Source organism: Tritonibacter scottomollicae (assembly GCF_003003215.1).
Classification (GTDB): domain Bacteria; phylum Pseudomonadota; class Alphaproteobacteria; order Rhodobacterales; family Rhodobacteraceae; genus Epibacterium; species Epibacterium scottomollicae.
Genome location: NZ_PVUF01000007.1, coordinates 140,173 through 160,895, shown reverse-complemented (window position 1 = coordinate 160,895; position 20,723 = coordinate 140,173). Strand labels below are relative to the sequence as shown.

Here is a 20,723-nt window from a genome sequence, read left to right as displayed (position 1 = left end):
ATAACCATGTGCGCTCATTTAACAGTTGAACCACTTTTCTGGCCCAAAAATCCATGTTAGCGCCATTTGGCCGGTGTCCGAACCCGGGGCGATGCTCGTCCCCCGTTCATGTCACCGGGAGAGGTTTACACATGATAAGAACACGCAAATCCCCACTATCGCAGGGTGAATTTATCGCCATGATTGCGATGATGTTTGCGACGATCGCATTCTCGATCGATGCAATGCTGCCCGCCCTGCCGGACATCGGCGCCACGCTGAGCCCGGATGACACCAATCGCGCGCAGTTGATCGTCACCTCCTTTGTATTGGGCATGGGCTGTGGCACATTTTTCACCGGCCCCTTGTCGGACGCTTTTGGCCGCAAGCCGGTCATTTTTGTCGGCTCCAGCCTGTATTGCCTCGGTGCGCTTGCGGCCTATTTCAGCCAATCGCTTGAAACCATCCTGATCTCTCGCGTGCTGATGGGGCTGGGTGCAGCTGCACCACGAGTTGTTGCCATCGCCATCGTACGCGATCTCTATGTCGGTCGGGATATGGCGCGGATCATGTCGCTTGTGATGATGATCTTCACGCTGGTCCCCGCCTTCGCGCCGCTGTTGGGCACTGGCATTATTGCGATCTCTGACTGGCGCGGTATTTTTGCGGCCTTCGCCATCTTCTCCGTGATTACCGTGGTGTGGATGGGCTTTCGCTTGGTTGAGCCCTTGAAGAAAGAAGACCGCCGCCCCTTGCGGCTGCCACAAATGCTGGCAGCCCTGCGTGAAATGGTGAACCACCCGACGGTCCGTCTGTCGATCTTGGCACAGACTTTCTGCATGGCGATGCTCTTCACCATCATTGTCATGGTGCAGCCGGCCTATGACGAGGTCTTTGACCGCGCTGAGAGTTTCCCGGTCTGGTTCATGATCGTGGCGCTGATGGCTGGAACGGCCAGTTTCCTCAACGCCTCACTGGTGGGTCGTGTCGGCATGCGTCGCATGGTCACCTGGGCGCTTGGAGTGCAGATCATCGGCAGCAGTGCCATGTTCGTGACGACCCAATTTACCATCGCGGATCCGATGAGCTTTTACATCTTTGTCGCCTGGCAGACGAGCGTGTTCTTCATGGTGGGCCTGACTTTGGGCAACCTGAACGCGATCGCCATGGAACCGATGGGCCATATCGCCGGCATGGCGGCGTCGGTGATGGGCGCAATCTCAACCGTTGCGGCCGCCTTCATCGCGGCTCCGGTTGGTCTGCTGTTCGACGGAACCATTGTGCCGATGGTGGGGGGCGTGCTGACAGCTGCGGTCCTTGCCTTTGTCACCATGCTCCGGATGGGCCGGGTCGAGGCAATGACCGCCGCCGCCTGAGACGACACCGCATAACATCACAAGTCAAAGCCCTCTCAGGTTACCTTGAGAGGGCTTTTCTTTTAGCTGTTCTTGGCTTTCTTTTTCGCGGCCACGACCTTTTCAGCAAGATCGCGCGCAATGGCAAAGGCGCCTTTGATCTTGTCGCTGTCCTTGCGCCAATCGCGTCGGACAACAATCTTGTTGTCCTTCACCTTCGCAAGCCCATCCTGTGCCTGGATGAATTCAACCAGACCTTGGGGCGAGACAAACTTGTCGTTGTGGAACTGGATCGTTGCGCCTTTGGGGCCACCGTCCAGTTTGGAAATCCCGGCTTTCTTGCACATCGCCTTGATGCGAACAACAAGCATCAAGGTATTGACCTCTTTGGGCAATTTACCAAACCGGTCAATCAGCTCCGCGGCAAACCCCTCCAATTCGACCTTGCTGGTCAGCGAGGAGAGACGGCGATACAGCCCCAGACGCACATCAAGATCGGGCACATAGGCCTCTGGGATCAACACAGGCACACCAAGGTTGATCTGCGGCGCCCATTGCTCATCGCCCTCGACAAGCCCTTCAACCTCGCCGGATTTGATCTTGGCAATCGCCTCCTCCAGCATCGACTGGTAGAGCTCATACCCCACATCCCGCATCTGACCGGACTGTTCTTCGCCCAAGAGATTGCCCGCGCCCCGGATATCCAGATCCTGCGACGCAAGAGTAAATCCTGCGCCGAGTGTATCCAATGAGCCAAGCACGCGCAGCCGTTTCTCGGCGGTATCCGTCAGGCGCTGACGTGGTTTCGTGGTGAGATACGCATAGGCTCGCGTCTTGGACCGTCCGACCCGGCCCCTTATCTGATAGAGCTGTGCCAGACCGAACATATCCGCGCGGTGCACCACCATGGTATTCGCGGTCGGAATGTCGAGACCCGACTCGACGATCGTCGTGGCCAGCAGGACATCGTATTTACCGTCGTAGAAGGCATTCATCCGGTCATCCAGCTCACCGGCCGCCATCTGTCCATTGGCGACGACATAGGTCAGCTCGGGCAGCTGTTCCTGCAGGAAGGCCTCGATCTCCGGCAGATCTGAAATACGCGGCACCACGTAAAAGCTTTGCCCGCCCCGGTAATGTTCACGCAGCAACGCCTCGCGGACGGTCACGGCGTCGAACTCGGTCACATAGGTGCGGATTGACAGGCGGTCCACCGGCGGCGTTCCAATGATCGAAAGATCACGGACACCTGTGAGGCTCAACTGCAGGGTGCGCGGAATGGGGGTCGCGGTCAGAGTGAGAACATGAATGTCGGTGCGCAACTGCTTGAGCCGTTCTTTGTGCGCGACACCAAAGTGCTGTTCTTCATCAATGATCAGCAGGCCGAGATTCTGAAAGCGAATGCTCTTGGCCAGAAGCGCATGGGTGCCCACCACAATGTCCACCGTGCCCTTCGTCAGCCCCTCGCGGGTCTGGTTGGCTTCCTTTGCTGAAACAAAGCGCGACAACTGCCTGACTTCCAAGGGAAAACCACGGAACCTCTCTTTGAATCCTGCTGCGTGCTGGCGCGCCAGCAGCGTGGTCGGTGCGACAATGGCCACCTGCAGCCCCGACATCGCCGCGACAAAGGCCGCGCGCATCGCAACTTCGGTCTTGCCAAAGCCCACATCGCCACAGATCAAGCGATCCATCGGCTGCCCCGAATGCAGATCCCCCATCACGTCCTCGATGGCGCGCAACTGGTCGTCGGTTTCCTGATAGGGGAAGCGCGCAGAGAACTCCTCCCACGCGTGCGGTGGTGGGTCCATCGCAGGCGCCTTGCGCAACGCACGCTCTGCGGCGATGCGGATCAGCCGATCCGCCATCTCTCGGATACGTTCCTTCAGGCGTGCCTTTTTCGCCTGCCAGGCACCGCCGCCCAGCTTGTCGAGAAGACCATCGTCATGGCCATATTTGGACAGCAGTTCGATATTTTCGACCGGCAGATAGAGCTTTGATTGCTCCGCATATTCCAGCAGCAAGCATTCATGAGCCGCCCCGGCCGCAGTCACGACCTCCAGCCCGATGTAGCGCCCGATCCCGTGGTCCACATGCACCACCAGATCCCCCGGCGACAGAGATTGCGCTTCGGTCAGGAAGTTCTCGGCCTTGCGGCGTTTCTTCGGCTTGCGGATCAGCCGGTCGCCCAGCACGTCCTGTTCCGAAATAACCGTCATATCCGGCGCCTCGAACCCATGCTCCAGCGCCCAGACCGCCAGATGCAGCCCCGACTTGCCAATGCGCGTGCCGTCCAGAACCGGGATGGTTTCCGCAAGACCTTCGTCTTCGATCAACCCGCTCAGTCGCTCCCGCGCGCCTTCGGAGTAGGACGCGACAACGACTGGCCCCTGGGCAAGCTTCGCCTGAATATGACTGGCCAATGCGCCAAACAGGTTGATACTTTCCTGCTGGCGTTCAGGGGCGAAATTGCGCCCAATACGCCCCCCGGCATCAACCACGCCAGGGCCGGAGGCCTGTGGCAGGGGATGAAACTGAACAGCGCGGTGCTGCGCGATCTGGTTTTCCCATGCGTCATCGTCGAGATACAGAAGCTGCGGTGGCGTTGGTTTGTAAACCGAGTCCATCCGCCCCTTGGCATTCATGGCGATCTTGCGGGTCTCATATTGATCCGCGATGCTGTCCCAGCGGGCGACGCGCGCCGGTGTCAGCTGATCATCCAGCGTGACAATGGCCCCCGGCATATAGTCAAACAAGGTCTCCAGCCGCTCGTGAAAAAACGGCAGCCAGTGCTCGATCCCCTGATGCTTGCGCCCGGCGCTAACCGCCTCATAGAGCGGATCATCATTGCCCGCCGCGCCGAACTCGATCCGGTAATTCTGCCGGAACCGGGTGACGGCGGCCTCGTCGAGGATCACCTCTGACACCGGTGCCAGCTCGACCATATCCAGCTTTTCCGTCGTGCGCTGGGTTGCCGGGTCAAATCGGCGCGCACCATCCAGAACATCACCAAATAAATCCAGGCGCACCGGGCCGCTGTCGCCCGGCGGGAAGATATCAATGATGCCGCCACGAATGGCATAATCGCCAGGCTCCATCACCGTCGGACTTTGGGTAAACCCCATACGAACCAGAAACTTACGGAGCGCAGCTTCATCGATCCGACTGTCGACGCGGGCCTTGAACGCCGCCTCTCTCAGAACCTCACGCGCGGGAATTCTCTGCGTTGCCGCGTTCAGGGTCGTCAGCAGGATGAACTGTCGGGGCATGCCATGAACCAGCGCCGCCAAGGTGGCCATCCGCGCGGCGGAGATATCCGCATTGGGCGACACCCGGTCATATGGCAGGCAATCCCATCCGGGGAACACAACAACCGGCACATCGGGCGCGAAGAAGCGCAGCGCCGACCTCATGGCCTCCATCCGCTTGTCATCGCGCGCAATATGCAGAACCGGCGCCGCGCTGCGCTCCATCTCGCGCAGCACCAAACGGGCATCGAAGCCCTCGGGGGCGCCGCCCATGACGACAGATTGTTGGGTCATGAGGTTTCCCTTTTTCACGTTCTACCTCCGCTCAACCGAGCACTCCGATGGTCAGATTCTGATACATGCCCCAGATCCCGGTGACAAAAATCGACAAGACCCCCACCAGCTGAATAGAGATCCGGGTGCGCGTCAGGCGCCGGCGCAATGCCTCATCGTCATGAGGCGCTTTCAGGATCCGGGCAGCGCGCAGATTGATGAGCGCAACAATGTTCATCGGCAAAAGCATCAACACCACGGCCTGAGCAAACTCGACACCATAAATGAAGCCCAGCATCAACAACGAGGTGGTCACGAAGAATGCGAAGGCCGTCATCAGAAATCCTGAAACATCAGATATATACAAAAGACGGTTCACCTGGATACGCACCGCATCCTGCAGGTCTTGCGCGGTTTGCCCCCCAAGGCGCGCGGCGCGCCCGACCATGTCATAGGGCACCCCAAGCACCCAATGGCTGGCAGAAGACCACAAAACCGCAAGCGCGATCCAATACCACAGGTTGGAGAAGGACCGGAGGTCGATCAACTCGACGATGAGACTAAACAGATCCAAGGTTGGTCCATTTCCTGATGTAGTGTCATACAGATGCGCACAGACGCGGCACCCACCCTGTATCCATTGCCCGGCCTGCGGACACAAGTGCTGCTGCGGCAGAAATGCGCAGCTACAGCACTTGTGAAACACCGTTGTTCCATGTCACCCATAGGCACCGGATTTTTACAAGAGACCGAGATGCCTCCCATCATTGCCTCCTTTCCCACCGCCCGTCCCCGTCGTCTTCGCGCGTCCGCAGCGCTACGCAACCTCACGCGGGAGCACGAGCTGTCGGTCAATGATCTGATCTGGCCCGTCTTTGTGCGCGACGGCGAAGGCATAGAGGAGCCCGTGCCCTCCATGCCCGGCGTAGTGCGGCGCTCCGTCGACAAAGTTGTGGAGGCCGCAGTTGAGGCGCATGCCTTGGGCATCCCGGCGATCTGCCTGTTTCCCTACACCGACGCCGCACTGAAGACCGAGGACTGCGCTGAAGCCTGGAACCCGGACAACCTGTGCAACCGGGCCATTCGTGGCATCAAGGCCGCGGTTCCGGACCTCGCCGTAATGACCGATGTGGCACTGGACCCTTACAACATCAACGGCCACGATGGCTTTGTTATAGATGGTGAAATCCGCAATGATGAAACGGTGGAGGCACTCGTGAAGATGACTGTCGCGCAGGCTGAGGCCGGCGCCGACATCATCGGCCCATCCGATATGATGGATGGCCGTATTGGCGCAATGCGGAGCGCATTGGAAACCAATGGATTTCAGAATGTTACGATCCTGTCTTACTCCGCAAAATATGCCTCTGGTTTCTATGGTCCGTTCCGCGATGCGGTGGGTGCATCCGGTGCGCTGACCGGCGACAAGAAAACCTACCAGATGGATCCCGGCAATGTGGACGAGGCGATGCGCATGATCGCGCGGGACCTGCAGGAGGGCGCCGATATGGTCATGGTCAAGCCCGGATTGCCCTATCTGGACATCTGCAACCGAGTGAAGAGAGACTTCGCCGTGCCGACATTTGCCTATCAGGTGTCTGGCGAATACGCGATGATCCAGGCCGCAGCGCTCAATGGCTGGATTGATGGCGAAAAAGTCATGCTTGAAAGCCTGATGGCGTTCCGCCGTGCGGGCTGTGACGGGGTCCTGACCTATTTTGCACCGCAAGTGGCCCGGTTGCTGAACGGCTGATCGACCAAGCGTGTTCACGAGAGCGGGAACCTGCCCAAAGTCATATGCTTCGAGATGACAGGCGGGCAAAATGCGCTTATAATCTCGCGCAACAAGATGCAGAAAGCATCGCAACAACTTGCAGGTACAATGAAAATGAGCAGAGATACCACCAAGCTATCCCGCCGCGCCTTTACCACGGCAGGTCTTACCTCTCTCGGCGTGACCGCGGCCTGTGGCAACGGAATTGGCAATACCAACAACGTGAAGATTGACGCGCGCGTCAACACCACCTTGAACCAGATGTACAACCGCTACCCCGGTACCCGTGATCTGGCGGAGAAATCGGCAGGGATGCTGGTCATTCCGCTCGTGACCGAAGCGGGGTTCATCTTTGGCGGTGCCTACGGTCGCGGGGCTTTGCGCATCAATGGTGCCACGGTTGACTACTACGCCGCGATCAAGGGCAACGCGGGGCTGCAAATTGGCGCGCAGCAATATGCGCATGTCCTGTTCTTCATGACCGACGCGGCGCTTGCCCGTTTCCGTCGCTCCTCCGGCTGGACCGCCGGCGCGGACTTGGAATATGTCGTCAAGGATGAAGGCAACGCCCTGACCGCAGACACCAATACACTGACCGCGCCTGTTATCGCTGCGGTCTTCGGTCAGGCCGGGTTGCGCATCGGCGCGACTTTGGAAGGGTCCAAATACACGCGCATCATCCCCTGACCCGCGATTTTCCTTTTACATCACAACGATAAAAGCCTCCCCGCATGTGGGAGGCTTTTCATTTTTCAGGCCTTATTGGGCAGTTACCCCATCGCGCGAAGGCGTTTAATCAGTGCCGAAGTATCCCAGCGCCCGCCGCCAAGTTTCTGCACATCCTTGTAAAACTGATCCACGAGCGCCGTGACTGGGAGGCTGGCCTCGATGTCGTCCGCCGTATCGAGACAGATGCCCAGATCCTTGCGCATCCAATCAACGGCAAATCCATGATCGAAGTGGTCATCCAGCATTGTCTCGTAGCGATTGGCCATCTGCCAGCTTCCAGCAGCGCCTTGGCTGATCACCTCCACGACGGCGCGCCCATCCAGACCGGCCTTCTCCGCAAAATGCAGCGCCTCGCTCAGCCCTTGGACAAGTCCTGCGATGGCGATCTGATTACACATCTTGGTCATTTGGCCCGCACCGCTTTCGCCAATGCGGCGGCAGATACGTGAATACGCATCCATGATCGGGGCTGCGGCCTCAAAATGGCTGGCGTCACCACCGCACATGATGGACAGGACGCCGTTTTCCGCGCCGGCCTGGCCGCCGGAGATTGGCGCATCGACAAACCCGATATTTACAGCCTGCGCGGCGGCATAAAGCTCCTCCGTCACCTGAGCAGACACCGTGGTGTGGTCCACAAAGATACTACCGGCTGTCATTCCGGCAAATGCACCATCATCGCCCAGACAAACAGACCTCAGATCATCGTCATTTCCGACGCAAGACATCACGAAATCCGCACCCTCGGCAGCCTCGCGCGGCGTCAGCGCAAAAGCGCCGCCATTGGCGGAGGCCCAAGCCTCAGCCTTTGCAGTCGTGCGGTTATAAACCGTAACGCTATAGCCCGCCTTTTGCAGGTGTGCGGCCATAGGATACCCCATGACCCCCAGCCCCAGGAACGCAACTTTTGTCATGTCCTTTCCCCTCGTTCTGTCTTCGCCTATGTTGGCGCCAACCGTAGCAGCAGCAATCCAAAGCGCAATGCGGCATGGCAACAAACATCGAGATACCAAGGGAATAGACAACGAATGGCACGCCTCTTCCGCTGGCTCCTACGCCTGACTGCCGGTACAATTCTGCTCGGCGTCGCAGCCGCACTGCTGGTCTATTTTCTCGCGGCTCAATCGTTGCCCGACTACAATAAGGAAATCGCCCTGCCCGGCCCCACGGCTCCGGTGGAAATTGTGCGCGACAATGCCAATGTTCCGCATATTTTTGGGAGCTTCGGCGCTTCGGACGAGGATGTGTTCTTTGGTCTTGGCTATGCGCATGCCCAGGACCGATTGTGGCAAATGGCTGTCATGCGCCGCACCGCGCAGGGACGCCTGTCAGAGGTATTTGGCGCACGTACAGTCAAAACCGACAGCTTTCTGCGTCGGCTCGATCTCTACGGAACGGCGCGCCGCTCCGTTTCGGCTCAAAGCCCCGAGGCCCTGAGCGCGCTCAAGGCCTACGCCGCAGGCGTCAATGCGCGCTTGCAGGAGATCAACGAAGACGCGCTTGGCCGTGGGGCGCCAGAAATGTTTCTGTTCAACATGCCGATCGCGCCGTGGCAACCCGCAGACAGCATCGCAATGATGAAGTTGATGGCGCTGCAATTGTCGTCTCAGCTGCAAGAGGAAATCCTGCGGGCCCAAACCTCTATCGCCCTCGACGATCCCGCTCGGCTCTCTGATATCCTTCCCGATGTTCCGGGAGCGGGCACTGCGACTTTGCCGGAATACACCAGCCTCTTTCCCGAGCTGAACGGCCTCACGTTGCAGGAACCGCGGGTCGCGGCCCTGATGCCCGTCGCCCCACGCGGGTTGGGCGGTGCTTCCAACGCCTGGGCCGCGGCGCCCAGCCGGTCCGCGTCTGGCGGAACGCTTCTGGCCAATGACCCTCACCTCAACCTGACCGCTCCGGGCGCTTGGTATCTGGCCCGTCTGGAACTGGGAACCGGCGGGGTCATCGGTGGCACCATCCCTGGGATCCCCGCAGTTCTGACTGGGCGGACGCAACAAATGGGCTGGGGGCTGACTTCTTCCTACCTCGATGATCAGGACTTGTTCATTGAGAAGATCAATCCCGACAACGCACAGGAGTACCTGTCCCCCAACGGCTACAAGGATTTTGTCACCCGTCCATCGATCGTGCAGATCAAGGGAAGCGCGCCGCTGACGTTGACCCTGCGCTGGACGGAAAACGGCCCTGTGCTCCCCGGCTCTCTGTTCGACCTCGCATCGATCACCCCACCCGGTCATGTTGTCAGCCTTGGCTGGACAGCATTGTCGGAAACCGACACCTCGCTCACCGCCGCGCTGGAGCTGATGAGGGCCAATAGCATCGAGCAAGCGATTGCTGCGGGTGAACAATTTATTGCTCCGTCGCAGAACCTGACGCTCGTGGACAGCGATGGCATCGCGCTCAAGACCATTGGCGCCATGCCGGAGCGTGATTTGCGCAACCAAAGTCAGGGTCGGTTGCCAAACCAGGGCTGGCGCCGGGAAAACAGGTGGCAAGGGCGGCTGCCCTATGCCGCGAACCCGGAGTTCATTGATCCCCGCGGTGGCATTCTCGGAAACACCAACAATAAGTTGGTCGAACGGCCATTCCCCAATCACGTCTCGTATAATTGGGGTGACACTCAGCGGATCAATCGCTGGCGTCGCCTGATGCAGGCCCGTGAAGTCCACACCCGTGACAGCTTTATCGAGGCGCAGCTCGATGCCGTCTCATATAGCGCACAAACTCTCCTGCCCCTGATCGGTGCGGATCTGTGGTACGCCGAAGAAGCCGCGCCGGAGGGCACGCGCGAACGTCAGCGACACATCGCCTTGTCGCTGCTGGCAGAGTGGAATGGCGAGATGAATGAGCATTTGCCAGAACCGCTCATCTACGCCAGCTGGGTCCGAGCGTTGCAAAAACGACTGATCGAAGACGATCTCGGGCCGCTTGCTGATGCGTTTTCCCGTGTAGACCCCTTGTTCTTGGAACGTGTGTTCCGCGATGTCGATGGTGCCAGTGCCTGGTGCAACGTGCAACAAAGCGCACCAACAGAGACATGCACGGATATGGCCCGTCGGGCTCTCGATGATGCACTGGTCTATATCAGCGAGAAATACGGCAGTCGGCTGGAAACCCTGCGATGGGGCGATGCACATCAAGCAACACAAGATCATGAGATCTTGGGCGACGTGCCCCTGTTGCGTCATTTCGTGAATATTCGCCAGTCCACCAGCGGTGGCGACAACACGCTACAGCGCGGCCTGACCTCCGGGCAGGAACCAGCGCCGTTCAATAATGTACACGCAGCAGGCTATCGCGGGGTCTATGATTTTGCGGACCCTGACAGCTCTGTTTTCATCATCGCCACGGGCCAATCCGGACATTTCCTGTCGCGCTACTATGACGACATGGCTCAGTTCTGGCGCCGTGGCGAATATATACCGATGTCATTGGATGAAAATCTGGCACGCGCGGCCGCCGTGGGCATCACCCGCATCCTGCCAAGGCAGTAGAGCGAATAAACACGCAGCGCTTTCAAAGCGCTGCGTATTGCGCCTTCTGTTTGTCGGTCCAGCGCACGGTGATTTCGAAACCGGCTTCAGTCTGGTCTTCGGACAACACAACATCCTGCTTGAAGAGCCAAGCGCGCTGCCTACCTTGAGAAAACGCAAGACTAAGAGTCTCTGTATGTCGCGCGCCCTGCAATTTGATCGCAATGTCATCCAGCAAGGCGGGCAGACCTTCGCCTGTGATCGCGGAAATCGCGTAAAGCTCTTCGCTGCGCTCGGCACGCTTCCGGCATGCATCGGCCTCTTCTTCGGAGAGCCGGTCAATCTTGTTCCAGACCTCAATCATCGGCCGATCTTCATCGACACCCAGAGAGTTGAGGATCTGCCGAACATCTTCGGCCTGATTTTCGGTCTCATCGTGGCTGATGTCACGCACGTGCAGAATCACGTCTGCAGCAAGTACTTCTTCAAGCGTTGCCCGGAATGAAGCGACCAATTCGGTTGGAAGATCAGAGATGAACCCGACGGTGTCCGACAGGATCACTTCCGGTCCATCTGGGAGTTCCACCCGTCGCATCGTGGGGTCAAGCGTGGCAAAGAGCATGTCTTTCGCCATCACATCAGCGCCCGTCAAGCGATTGAAAACTGTGGATTTACCGGCGTTGGTATAGCCCACAAGAGCCACAATCGGATAAGGGACCTTTGCCCGTGCCGCGCGATGCAATGTCCGGGTTTTCACCACCTTGTCGAGCTGGCGGCGCAAGCGGACCAGTTGCTCGTCAATCGCGCGCCGGTCGGCCTCGATCTGCGTTTCGCCGGGACCGCCGACAAAACCAAGTCCACCACGCTGACGTTCCAGATGGGTCCAAGCTCTCACCAATCGCGTACGCTGATAGTTCAGCGCTGCCATTTCCACCTGCAGCACGCCCTCACGGGTACGCGCGCGATCCGAGAAAATCTCCAGGATCAGCCCGGTCCGGTCCAAAATCTTGACCTTCCAGGCCTTTTCCAGATTGCGCTGCTGCACGGGGCTGACCGGGCCGTCGACCAGCACCAATTCCACGTCTGAGGCCAGAAATATCGCCTTCAGCTCTTCGATTTTGCCGGAGCCAAACAGCATGCCAGCATGCGCCTTGGGAAGGCCTACGACGGTCGACCCGACCACATCAAGGTCGGGCAAGGCGGCCGCAAGCGCGACACCTTCTTCCAGCGCCGGAACCGCGTCACGGCGTGTTCTGTCGGATTTGATATCCGGATGCAGAACCCAGGCGCGGGTCCGCTTCCTGTCGTGCTCCATCAATTAGAGTCTTCACCCTCGTAGAGACTGATCGGCTGAGCCGGCATGATGGTGGAGATCGCATGTTTGTACACGAGCTGCGACTGGCCATCACGGCGCAGCAAAACACAGAAGTTATCGAACCAAGTGATCACGCCCTGCAGTTTAACGCCATTGATCAGAAAGATTGTGACCGGAACTTTTGTTTTGCGAACGTGGTTCAGGAATGCGTCCTGAAGATTCTGTCTGTCCGAAGCCATTTGTTTATTATCTCGCCTTTTTTCTTGTTACGCGCTGCGGCCCAACGCGTCCCTTGTGCAGAGTATGGACGCAGATTTCGAGGGTTTCCACCCGAAAAACGTCACTTTTCTACGTGGGTTAAGTGGTTTCTGTCAGTTGCGCCACAGATTTGGCGACAAAAGCGCGATAATGGCAAGTGTTTCCAGACGCCCCAGAACCATGGCAAAACACAAGATCAGTTTTACGGGCGCCTCCATCAGACCCAATTCGATCGGGAATTGCCCGGCCGCTTCGATCAAAGGACCGGTTGTCGACAGCCCTGCCACAGCAAGAATCATCGCTTGTTCAAAGGGAACCCCAAATGCGGAGAGCGCCACGCAGATGAGTGCCAGCGAAAGCGCGAACAGCATGAAAAAGATCCAGGCCACAAAGGCCCCATTGCTTTGCAGGCGACGGTTCCCGCGCCCTTCGCCACTGACAGAGGAAGGCAGGACAAGACGCTCCATCTCTCGCAACCCATTGAGATAAAGCGCATAAACCCTCAACAGCTTCACCCCGCCCGCCGTGGTCGCAACGCCGCCGCCCATGACTGCAAGTCCCAGAAGGATCATCCCGGGCGTCTCCAGCCCCGACCATTCCTGCGCACTGAACCAATAGGCGCTTTCAAACCCCGTGGTGGTCAAAAAAGACGTGACCGTGAAAAGAGCGCCCCAGAAGGACGCCAGCCCCATCATGAGATCATCGGAGGTATTGACCTCTAGTGACGCGATCCAATGGCGCAGAAACAGCAAAGTGGGCACGCCGATGATAATCAGCATACCGGTGCGAAATTCGGGGTCCTTGTCGAGACGCCCATGCCCAACGGCAACGGTATCGCTGGAAAATGTCAGGCGCGACAGGGCAAACAGCAAGAAGAGGAGCATCACCATCTCGCCAGCCACGCCAGCCTGCGCCGCGCCGATGCCGCCCACCGGCGACACGCCAGAGGTTGCCATGATCGACATCGCATGGCTGACGGCAACCAGGCCAGTCTCGCCGCACAATACCAGCAGAACCGCCAGCGCCAGCGTCAGACCGACATACACCGGCGCCAGCGCCTTGGTCACAAGGATCAGCTTGCGCCGCGGATCAGGGCGCTGGTTTTCACGCAAAATTGCGTCACTGCGCCCGGGTTCGGCCCGGGTGGTCACCTCAAAGCCGCCCAGCGACAGCGGTGCAAGCACCGCCGATGCAGCGATCCACATGAACATCCCGCCCATCCAAGCCACCAGCGCCCGCCACAGATGAACTGATTGCGGAACCCGTCCTGGTTGGTCATAGACATCGGCCCCTGTGGTTGTCAGAGAGCTGACCATGTCAAAGTAGGCATTAAGGTAGCTTGTGTTCTGCAAAGCATCCTGCAGAGGAATCGCCAAGTATAGCGGCAAAAACACAAAGGTTGCCAGCAGCGTCATCAGCTGCCCGGGCATCCCGTAGCGTGGAACACGGTTGGCAACCGATAGCGCGATGAAGGTCACGAACGTCAGACCAACAATCCCGGAATAAAAGAAACTCTGAGAGGTCTGATGGTCGTCGACCAACACCGCATGGATTGCTGGGATCCACATGGCGATCGCAAAGATGCCCCAGATCAGCAGCAGCAATGGCAGACGCAGGATGCCACGGACCTGAGAGCGAGGACGGCGCGGCATCCTAGAAGTAATCGATCGAGACCTGCATCAGGCGCTCGACCTCCCGCACATCTGCAGCCATAGCAAAGAGCGCGATGGTATCGCCCGCCTCGATCCTCAGACCACCGCTTGGACGCACGACCTCGCCATTCTTGGACACCGCTCCAACCAAAACCCCCTCGGGGAAATCGATGTCGCGAATGGCCTGCCCGGCCATGGGCGAGGTGGACAGTACCTCGGTTTCGATCACTTCGGCCTCGGCATCGCCAATGGAATAGACTTGCCGGATGCGCCCATAGCGGATGTGACGCAGGATCGAACTGACGGTCGTGGCGCGCGGGTTGATATGGGCGTCAATGCCGAGATGCGGCAGCAGCGGCAGCAAGGTCGGGTCATTGATCAGCGCAATGGCAAAGGGGCAGCCCTCGGTTTTCGCCCGCACTGCGGCCAGCATATTGGTCTTATCATCATCGGTCACCGCCAACATCGCGTCGGCCTTGTCGATGCCAGCCTCGATCATCAAGCCGCGATCCAGGCCATCACCGTTCAACACGATGGTCCGCTCCAGCTCTTCTGCAGCCTTTTCGGCGTGTTTACGGCTTTTCTCAATCACCTTGACGCGAGTGCGGCCGGGGCGTTCTTCCAAAGCCTTGGCGACCTCCAACCCGACATTGCCGCCGCCGACGATTACAACGCGCTCCTGACGTTTCTCCGTTTTACCAAAGACTTCCATCGTGCGGCTAACGTCATCAGAATGGCAAAACACATAGGCTGCGTCGCCCACGAACAGTTGATCGCCCGGCTCCGGCGCAAACAGGGTGCCCTCACGCCGCACGCCCACAACGATTGCACGCAACGTCGAGAACAGCTCGGTCAGCTGCCGCAGCGGCGTGTTCACCACCGGGCAGTCTTCGTCGACATGAATACCCAGCAGCTGAGCACGCCCGTCCATGAAGACTTCGGTATCAAAGGCCGCAGGTGCGCGCAGACGCTGCATTGCAGCAGCAGCCACCTCGCGCTCGGGGCTGATGACGACATCAATGGGCAAATGATTGCGTCGGTAGAGATCAGAGTAGATGGCGTTCAGATAGCTCTTGGCGCGCAACCGCGCGATCTTGCGCTGTATCGAAAACACCGAATGGGCCACCTGACAGGTGACCATATTCACCTCGTCCGAATGGGTGGCGGCGATGATCATGTCCGCGTCACGTGCCCCCGCGCGATCAAGCACATCCGGGTATGAGGCAAATCCCGCAATCCCTTGAACATCAAGCGTATCTGTCGCGCGGCGCACCAAATCCGGATTGTTGTCCACAACGGTGACATCGTTGTGCTCACCCGACAGGTGACGCGCGATCTGCCAACCGACCTGCCCGGCACCACAGATAATAACCTTCATCGATACGCTCTCCGGGCACTGAAATGCATTGTTTGCATGACAGATGGCTCTGTGATGGTCAATTCAATTGTCCCGGCCGCAGCGGGCCGGGTTCAGCTCTGTTCAGACGGTGATTTCAGGCGTCTCGCCTTCTTCATTCTCGACCCGCGCGATGCGTGTGCCAGCCTTGTTGGAGGTGACAACGCCCAGCGATTTCAGCTTTCGGTGCAACGCCGAACGCTCCATCCCCACAAAAGAGGCCGTCCGGCTGATGTTGCCGCCAAATCGGTTGATCTGGGTCAGAAGGTATTCACGTTCGAAGGCTTCTCGCGCCTCGCGCAGAGGCAGCGTCGCCAATGCTCCCGACAGCACAACGCGGCCTTCGGTCTCCACCTTCTCTTCCTCGCTCGGCAGGTCCTTGGCCTGAATCGAATCCGAAGTTTCTCCAAGGATCAGAACCCGTTCGACCAAATTCTTCAGCTGACGAACATTGCCGGGCCAGGTCATGGTCTGCATCAGGGCAACCGCATCTTCGCTGACCTCGCGCAAGGGCAAGCCCTGCGTCTGATTGAAACCTTCGATGAAGTAGTCGGCCAACAGCGGAATATCTTCGCGGCGATCCGACAGCGCGGGGACGCTGATCGGCACGACGTTCAGCCTATGGTACAGCTCTTGCCGGAAGGTCCCCTCCGCAATCTCTTTTTCGAGATCCCGATTGGTCGCAGAAATGACGCGCAGGTCGACCTTCACCTTATCGGCGCCACCAACCCGGATGAATTGCTGGTCCACCAGAACCCGCAGGATTTTGGATTGCGTGCCAAGCGGCATATCCGCGACCTCATCAAAGAACACGACGCCGCCGTCCGCCTGCTCCAACAGGCCCGGTTCAATTCCGCGCTCACTGCTTTCACGACCAAACAGCACGTCCTCCATCCGTTCCGGCTCGATGCTGGCGCAATTCACCGTGATGAAGGGAGCGCTGGAACGGTTTGAATTTGTGTGGATATATCGCGCCGCGACCTCCTTGCCGCTGCCCGCGGGGCCAGACAACATGACGCGCCCGTTGGACTTTGTCACCCGATCAAGCTGACCGATCAACGCACGAAACGCGGGTGACGTCCCCACCATATCCGTTGCGCCGCCGTCCTTGCGACGCAGATCGGTGTTTTCGCGCCGCAACCGAGAGGTCTCCATCGCGCGCCGTATCACCACCATAAGCTGGTCGATGTTGAAGGGCTTTTCGATGAAATCATAGGCCCCCTGCTTGATCGCCGCGACCGCGATCTCGATGTTGCCATGACCGGAAATGATCACGACCGGAACCTCCGGAAAATCACGCTTCACGGTTTTGAGGATGTCGATTCCATCCATCTGGCTGTCCTTGAGCCAGATATCGAGGATCAGCAGCGACGGTGGCGTGTCCTCTAATGCGGCCATGCACTCATCAGAATTGGCTGCTTTGCGGGTTGCGTAGCCTTCATCCTCGAGGATGTCCGAAACCAGTTCCCGGATGTCACGTTCATCGTCAACAATCAGTATATCACTCATGTCAGCCCTGCTACTACGGTTTGTTTCTGGACAACAGTGTCCGGCGAGAGGGCCGGAAGGCGGATCACCGCCATGGCGCCCCGATGGCTCATCCCGTCAAAGAGCGGTGCGTCTTCCAACGCCAATGTGCCACCATGTTCTTCGATAATTTTCTTCACGATCGGCAGACCAAGTCCGGTGCCTTCGTCACGCGTCGTGACATAGGGCTCGAACAGCCGAGCTCGATCCGCAGGCAAGCCGATGCCATTGTCCGCAATGGTGATGAGATGCCCTGCGCTCCCCGTCTTCACCGTCACGCGGATTTCCGGAGCGTATCCATCAGTCGCGCCTTTTTTCTTCAGACTTTCCGTCGCTTCGCCGGCGTTCTTGATCAGGTTGGTCAAGGCCTGACCAATCATTGTCGCATCCACATCCACTTGCATGGCCTGATCCGGCAAATCCGAGCGGATTTTCAAGTTCGGCTGCCCCGCCTGCTGCAGCAAGACCGCCTCCTGAACCAGCTTACCGAGGTCTTCCTCATGGCGATCAGGCTCGGGCATGCGGGCAAACTTGGAAAATTCATCAACGATGCGGCGTAGGTCGTTGGTTTGACGAACAATGACATCCGTCATCGACTGCAGTTGATCGCTGTGTTCTTCGCCCAGCTTTGGCGCGAACTTCCGCTTGATACGCTCCGCGCTCAGCTGGATCGGAGTCAGCGGGTTCTTGATTTCATGTGCGATGCGGCGCGCCACATCGCCCCAAGCGGCCATGCGTTGCGCGCTGACCAAATCAGTCACATCATCAAATGCGACCACATACCCCTCAAGGTTGTCATCCTCCGCATGACGGCGCGCCATCCGGACAAGCAGGTTTTCCAGACGTCCCTGGCGGGTTACCTTGATCTCGCCCTGCGCAATCCCCGCACCGTTGCCGACAAGGTTTTCAAACAATGGCCCAAACTCGGGTATCGCAACCGAGAGCGCCAGAGATTTCTGGTCTTCCTTCCAGTCCAGCAGACGCTTTGCTGAGGTGTTCACGAAGGTGACGCAGCCTTTTGAATCGAGCCCGACAACACCGGATGTGACGGAGGACAGCACCGAATCAAACAAGCGGCGGCGCCGTTCGATTTGCCGGGTATTCTGCAGCAACGCCTCGCGCTGTGCCTGAAGTTGTTGCGTCATCTGGTTGAAATAGCGACTCAACTGCGCAATCTCGTCATCGCCCTGTTCCTCGGCAACCTGAACCCCCAGATCGCCTTCACCCACGCGTTGCGCCGCTACCGTAAGCCGCCCGACGGGACGTGACAGACGTTCGGCAAACCACATGCCCAGCCACATTGCAGCCAAGATCAGGATCACAGCAAAACCCAAGTACAACAACCCGAACTCGAACAGCACGCGCCCTCTTTCACTCTCGAGCTGTTGGTAAAGATGCGCAGTCTGCTGTGTCTCATCCAGCAGGTTCAACAGCTCTCCATCGACCTCACGGCTGACATAGAGGTAACGATCCACAAAGGCGTTCAAACGGACAAGAGCGCGGAACTCGTTGTTGTCCCAATCCTGGATGATGTGCAGACCTTCAGTTTCGACGGCGGCGATGTCCGTATCCGTGGGCATCTCAAAATCAAATTCATATGATCGTTCACCGCGTGTCTGGATCGTACCGGTGCTGTTGATCACATAGGCCTCTTGCAGGCCCCGCTGAATCTGCAGCTGCCCTTGCGAAAGAAATTGCCGTAACTGCCCGTCGCTCATGAAAAAATCATTTGACCGACTGCGGTCCAAAAACCGCGCCAAAGCAATCGCATCCTGTTCAAGATCCTGGCGCTGCTGGCGTTCATAGGCCTCGGCGGCCTTTACGGAGTTTGCGATCACATCCCGGACACGTTCCGAAAACCAGCCCTCGAGCCCCACGTTCACCGTCAAGACTGCAAAGACCGCGACTGTCACCGTCGGCACAAGCGCCAAAAATGCAAAAGCCCCGATCAACCGCAAGTGAAGGCGCGAGCCCGCCGACTTCACCCGGCGCGCCGCAATAAGGCGCCCAATCTGGCTCAGAACAAGCGCAGTGATCGAAAGCACATAAACGAGGTCGGCTAACAGAATCAGGCGCAAGGCGGGCGAACTGGCGCTTTGGCCCAATGGACCAATCACAAGAAAGGTGAGCAACGCCATCGCCGGCCCAAGAAACACCAACCCAAGCGTGATGATGTTGCGCGCCCTGCGCGACTTTCGCCAGCGATCCAAGGCTGCAAGCCACAGATACGCCGAGCGGATATGTGACATCTGTGCCACCGCCTGCCCCCAAGTTGATGTTGAGCGTTTGCCGCTCACCACTTGATTTCGCGATCCCCCATTTGCCGTCTGGCGATAGGGCAACGCTTCTGTGGCGATATTACATCAGTTTGCGGCGGCGTGTCACCTCAATATCGAGGTCCGTGATCTTCTTGCGCAGCGTGTTCCGGTTAATCCCAAGCAAATCCGCGCATTTTGCCTGATTTCCACCGGTCGCAGACAGCGCGATTTCGATCAGCGGCGTCTCTATCTCTCGAAGCAAACGGGCATATAGTCCAGGCGGCGGCAGCATATCCCCGTGAAGGTCGAAGTACCTCTGCAGATGTCTGGCCACGGCATCAGAGAGCTTTTCATTGCTGGCGCCACCTCCCATGACCGGTTCCACACCAGTGGTCTGCGGCCCCAGCGCTGCGCCGACCTCAGATTTCCCAATCATTTCACTGCGTGCCGTAAGCGCAAGCCGTTTCACAGTATTTTCAAGTTGGCGGACATTCCCAGGCCAAGCATAGTGGCGAAGAATATCTCGGGCGTCATCACTGATGGCCCGCCGGGACGCACCTTCGCTTTCCGCACGCAGAAGGAAATGTTCGCACAATAGCGCGATATCCTCGACCCGCTCCCGCAAGGCCGGCACTGGCAGCTCCGTGCCGCAGATCCGGTAGTAAAGATCCTGACGCAGCGCCCCGCCTTCCAGCTGATCAGCAAGATCCTGCTGACTCGTCGTGGCAATAAACCTCGGGGCGTGGTCTCCGGGGGCGTCCATCATCCGCACAAGGCGCGCCTGCGCCTCATCCGCAAGATCAGCCAACTCGTCGATGAGCAGCGTGCCCCCCTTGACTTGCCCCAACAGGCGCGACGGCCCTTCCAGCTCAATCAGGTCAGAGGCTTCTGCGACCACAAAGGGCAAAGTGCGACGGTCAGAGAAATCGTGAATAGCTCGTGCAATTAGTGACTTACCTGTGCCGCTTTCACCGGTGATCAGCAGCGGCATATCCGTATTCATCACCCGCGCGATAAGCCGATACAGGCTTTGCATGACCTCAGTCCGCCCCACCAGAGGCAACTCGTCCGGCCGCTCCTCGGGTAGGTTCACTTCACTGGTGTTCTGGGCCGTGCGCTTCTCCGACAATGCCTTTGCCGTCCGCTTCATCAGCTCCGGCAGATCGAAGGGTTTGGGCAGATAATCATAGGCCTCAGCTTCCGCCGCCTTGATCGCCGTCATGATCGTGTTCTGCGCCGAAATCACAATCACCGGCAGCCCAGGCCGGTCCTGCGCAATCTTTGGCAGCATCTCCAGGCCATTTCCGTCCGGCATCATCACGTCAGAGATCACCACGTCTCCCTTGCCCTCAGCCACCCAGCGCATCAGCGTCGTCAGCGAAGAGGTCGCATGCACCTTGCAGCCCGCGCGCGTGAGCGCCTGAGTGAGAACAGTGCGGATCGTGCGGTCGTCATCTGCAACAAGAACGGTGCCGTCCATGTC

At 58.6% G+C, this 20,723-nt stretch carries 14 protein-coding genes; 4 read left to right on the top strand and 10 right to left on the bottom strand.

What is annotated here, in order from left to right:
• Positions 1–131: 131 nt before the first annotated feature.
• Entirely contained in the window at positions 132–1,355 is a 1,224-nt protein-coding gene (locus tag CLV89_RS12895; protein WP_106164078.1) for a multidrug effflux MFS transporter, read from the top strand.
• Between the two features lie 62 nt (positions 1,356–1,417).
• Here CLV89_RS12895 and mfd read toward each other — a convergent pair whose 3' ends face one another.
• Both mfd and CLV89_RS12885 read right to left on the bottom strand, forming a co-directional pair.
• Complete coding sequence (gene mfd / locus CLV89_RS12890) at positions 1,418–4,873, bottom strand: transcription-repair coupling factor (RefSeq protein ID WP_106164077.1); 3,456 nt, start codon at positions 4,871–4,873, stop codon at positions 1,418–1,420.
• A 31-nt stretch (positions 4,874–4,904) separates the two neighbouring features.
• On the bottom strand, positions 4,905–5,426 hold the full coding sequence (locus CLV89_RS12885; RefSeq protein WP_106164076.1) for a component of SufBCD complex: 522 nt from the start codon (positions 5,424–5,426) through the stop codon (positions 4,905–4,907).
• Between the two features lie 180 nt (positions 5,427–5,606).
• On the opposite strand from CLV89_RS12885, the gene hemB reads away from it, so the two are divergent.
• Positions 5,607–6,605, top strand: coding sequence for a porphobilinogen synthase (gene hemB / locus CLV89_RS12880; protein ID WP_106164075.1), 999 nt, complete (start codon positions 5,607–5,609; stop codon positions 6,603–6,605).
• A 135-nt stretch (positions 6,606–6,740) separates the two neighbouring features.
• Positions 6,741–7,313 carry a lipid-binding SYLF domain-containing protein gene (locus tag CLV89_RS12875; protein ID WP_106164130.1) on the top strand — a complete coding sequence of 191 codons (573 nt, stop codon included), beginning with the start codon at positions 6,741–6,743 and terminating at the stop codon, positions 7,311–7,313.
• A gap of 83 nt (positions 7,314–7,396) precedes the next feature.
• Here CLV89_RS12875 and CLV89_RS12870 read toward each other — a convergent pair whose 3' ends face one another.
• Positions 7,397–8,269 carry an NAD(P)-dependent oxidoreductase gene (locus CLV89_RS12870; RefSeq protein ID WP_106164074.1) on the bottom strand — a complete coding sequence of 291 codons (873 nt, stop codon included), beginning with the start codon at positions 8,267–8,269 and terminating at the stop codon, positions 7,397–7,399.
• Between the two features lie 114 nt (positions 8,270–8,383).
• On the opposite strand from CLV89_RS12870, the gene CLV89_RS12865 reads away from it, so the two are divergent.
• Positions 8,384–10,855, top strand: a complete 2,472-nt coding sequence (locus CLV89_RS12865; protein WP_106164073.1) for a penicillin acylase family protein — start codon at positions 8,384–8,386, stop codon at positions 10,853–10,855.
• Between the two features lie 22 nt (positions 10,856–10,877).
• On the opposite strand, the gene hflX is transcribed toward CLV89_RS12865, so the two are convergent.
• The 7 genes from hflX to CLV89_RS12830 form a co-directional block, all read right to left on the bottom strand.
• Positions 10,878–12,149, bottom strand: a complete 1,272-nt coding sequence (gene hflX / locus CLV89_RS12860; RefSeq protein WP_106164072.1) for a GTPase HflX — start codon at positions 12,147–12,149, stop codon at positions 10,878–10,880.
• Positions 12,149–12,388: an RNA chaperone Hfq gene (gene hfq / locus CLV89_RS12855; RefSeq protein ID WP_005611588.1), complete on the bottom strand. Its 240-nt coding sequence runs from the start codon at positions 12,386–12,388 to the stop codon at positions 12,149–12,151. Before hfq ends, hflX begins: the two co-directional genes overlap by 1 nt.
• A gap of 132 nt (positions 12,389–12,520) precedes the next feature.
• Complete coding sequence (locus CLV89_RS12850; RefSeq protein ID WP_106164071.1) at positions 12,521–14,059, bottom strand: TrkH family potassium uptake protein; 1,539 nt, start codon at positions 14,057–14,059, stop codon at positions 12,521–12,523.
• 1 nt (position 14,060) lies between these two features.
• Positions 14,061–15,437, bottom strand: a complete 1,377-nt coding sequence (trkA, locus tag CLV89_RS12845; protein WP_106164070.1) for a Trk system potassium transporter TrkA — start codon at positions 15,435–15,437, stop codon at positions 14,061–14,063.
• A 102-nt stretch (positions 15,438–15,539) separates the two neighbouring features.
• Complete coding sequence (gene ntrX / locus CLV89_RS12840) at positions 15,540–16,964, bottom strand: nitrogen assimilation response regulator NtrX (protein ID WP_106164069.1); 1,425 nt, start codon at positions 16,962–16,964, stop codon at positions 15,540–15,542.
• A complete protein-coding gene (locus CLV89_RS12835) occupies positions 16,961–19,240 on the bottom strand; it encodes a sensor histidine kinase NtrY-like (RefSeq protein ID WP_106164068.1) in 2,280 nt (759 codons plus the stop codon). Before CLV89_RS12835 ends, ntrX begins: the two co-directional genes overlap by 4 nt.
• A gap of 100 nt (positions 19,241–19,340) precedes the next feature.
• Positions 19,341–20,720, bottom strand: a complete 1,380-nt coding sequence (locus tag CLV89_RS12830) for a response regulator (protein ID WP_106164067.1) — start codon at positions 20,718–20,720, stop codon at positions 19,341–19,343.
• Positions 20,721–20,723: the final 3 nt, after the last annotated feature.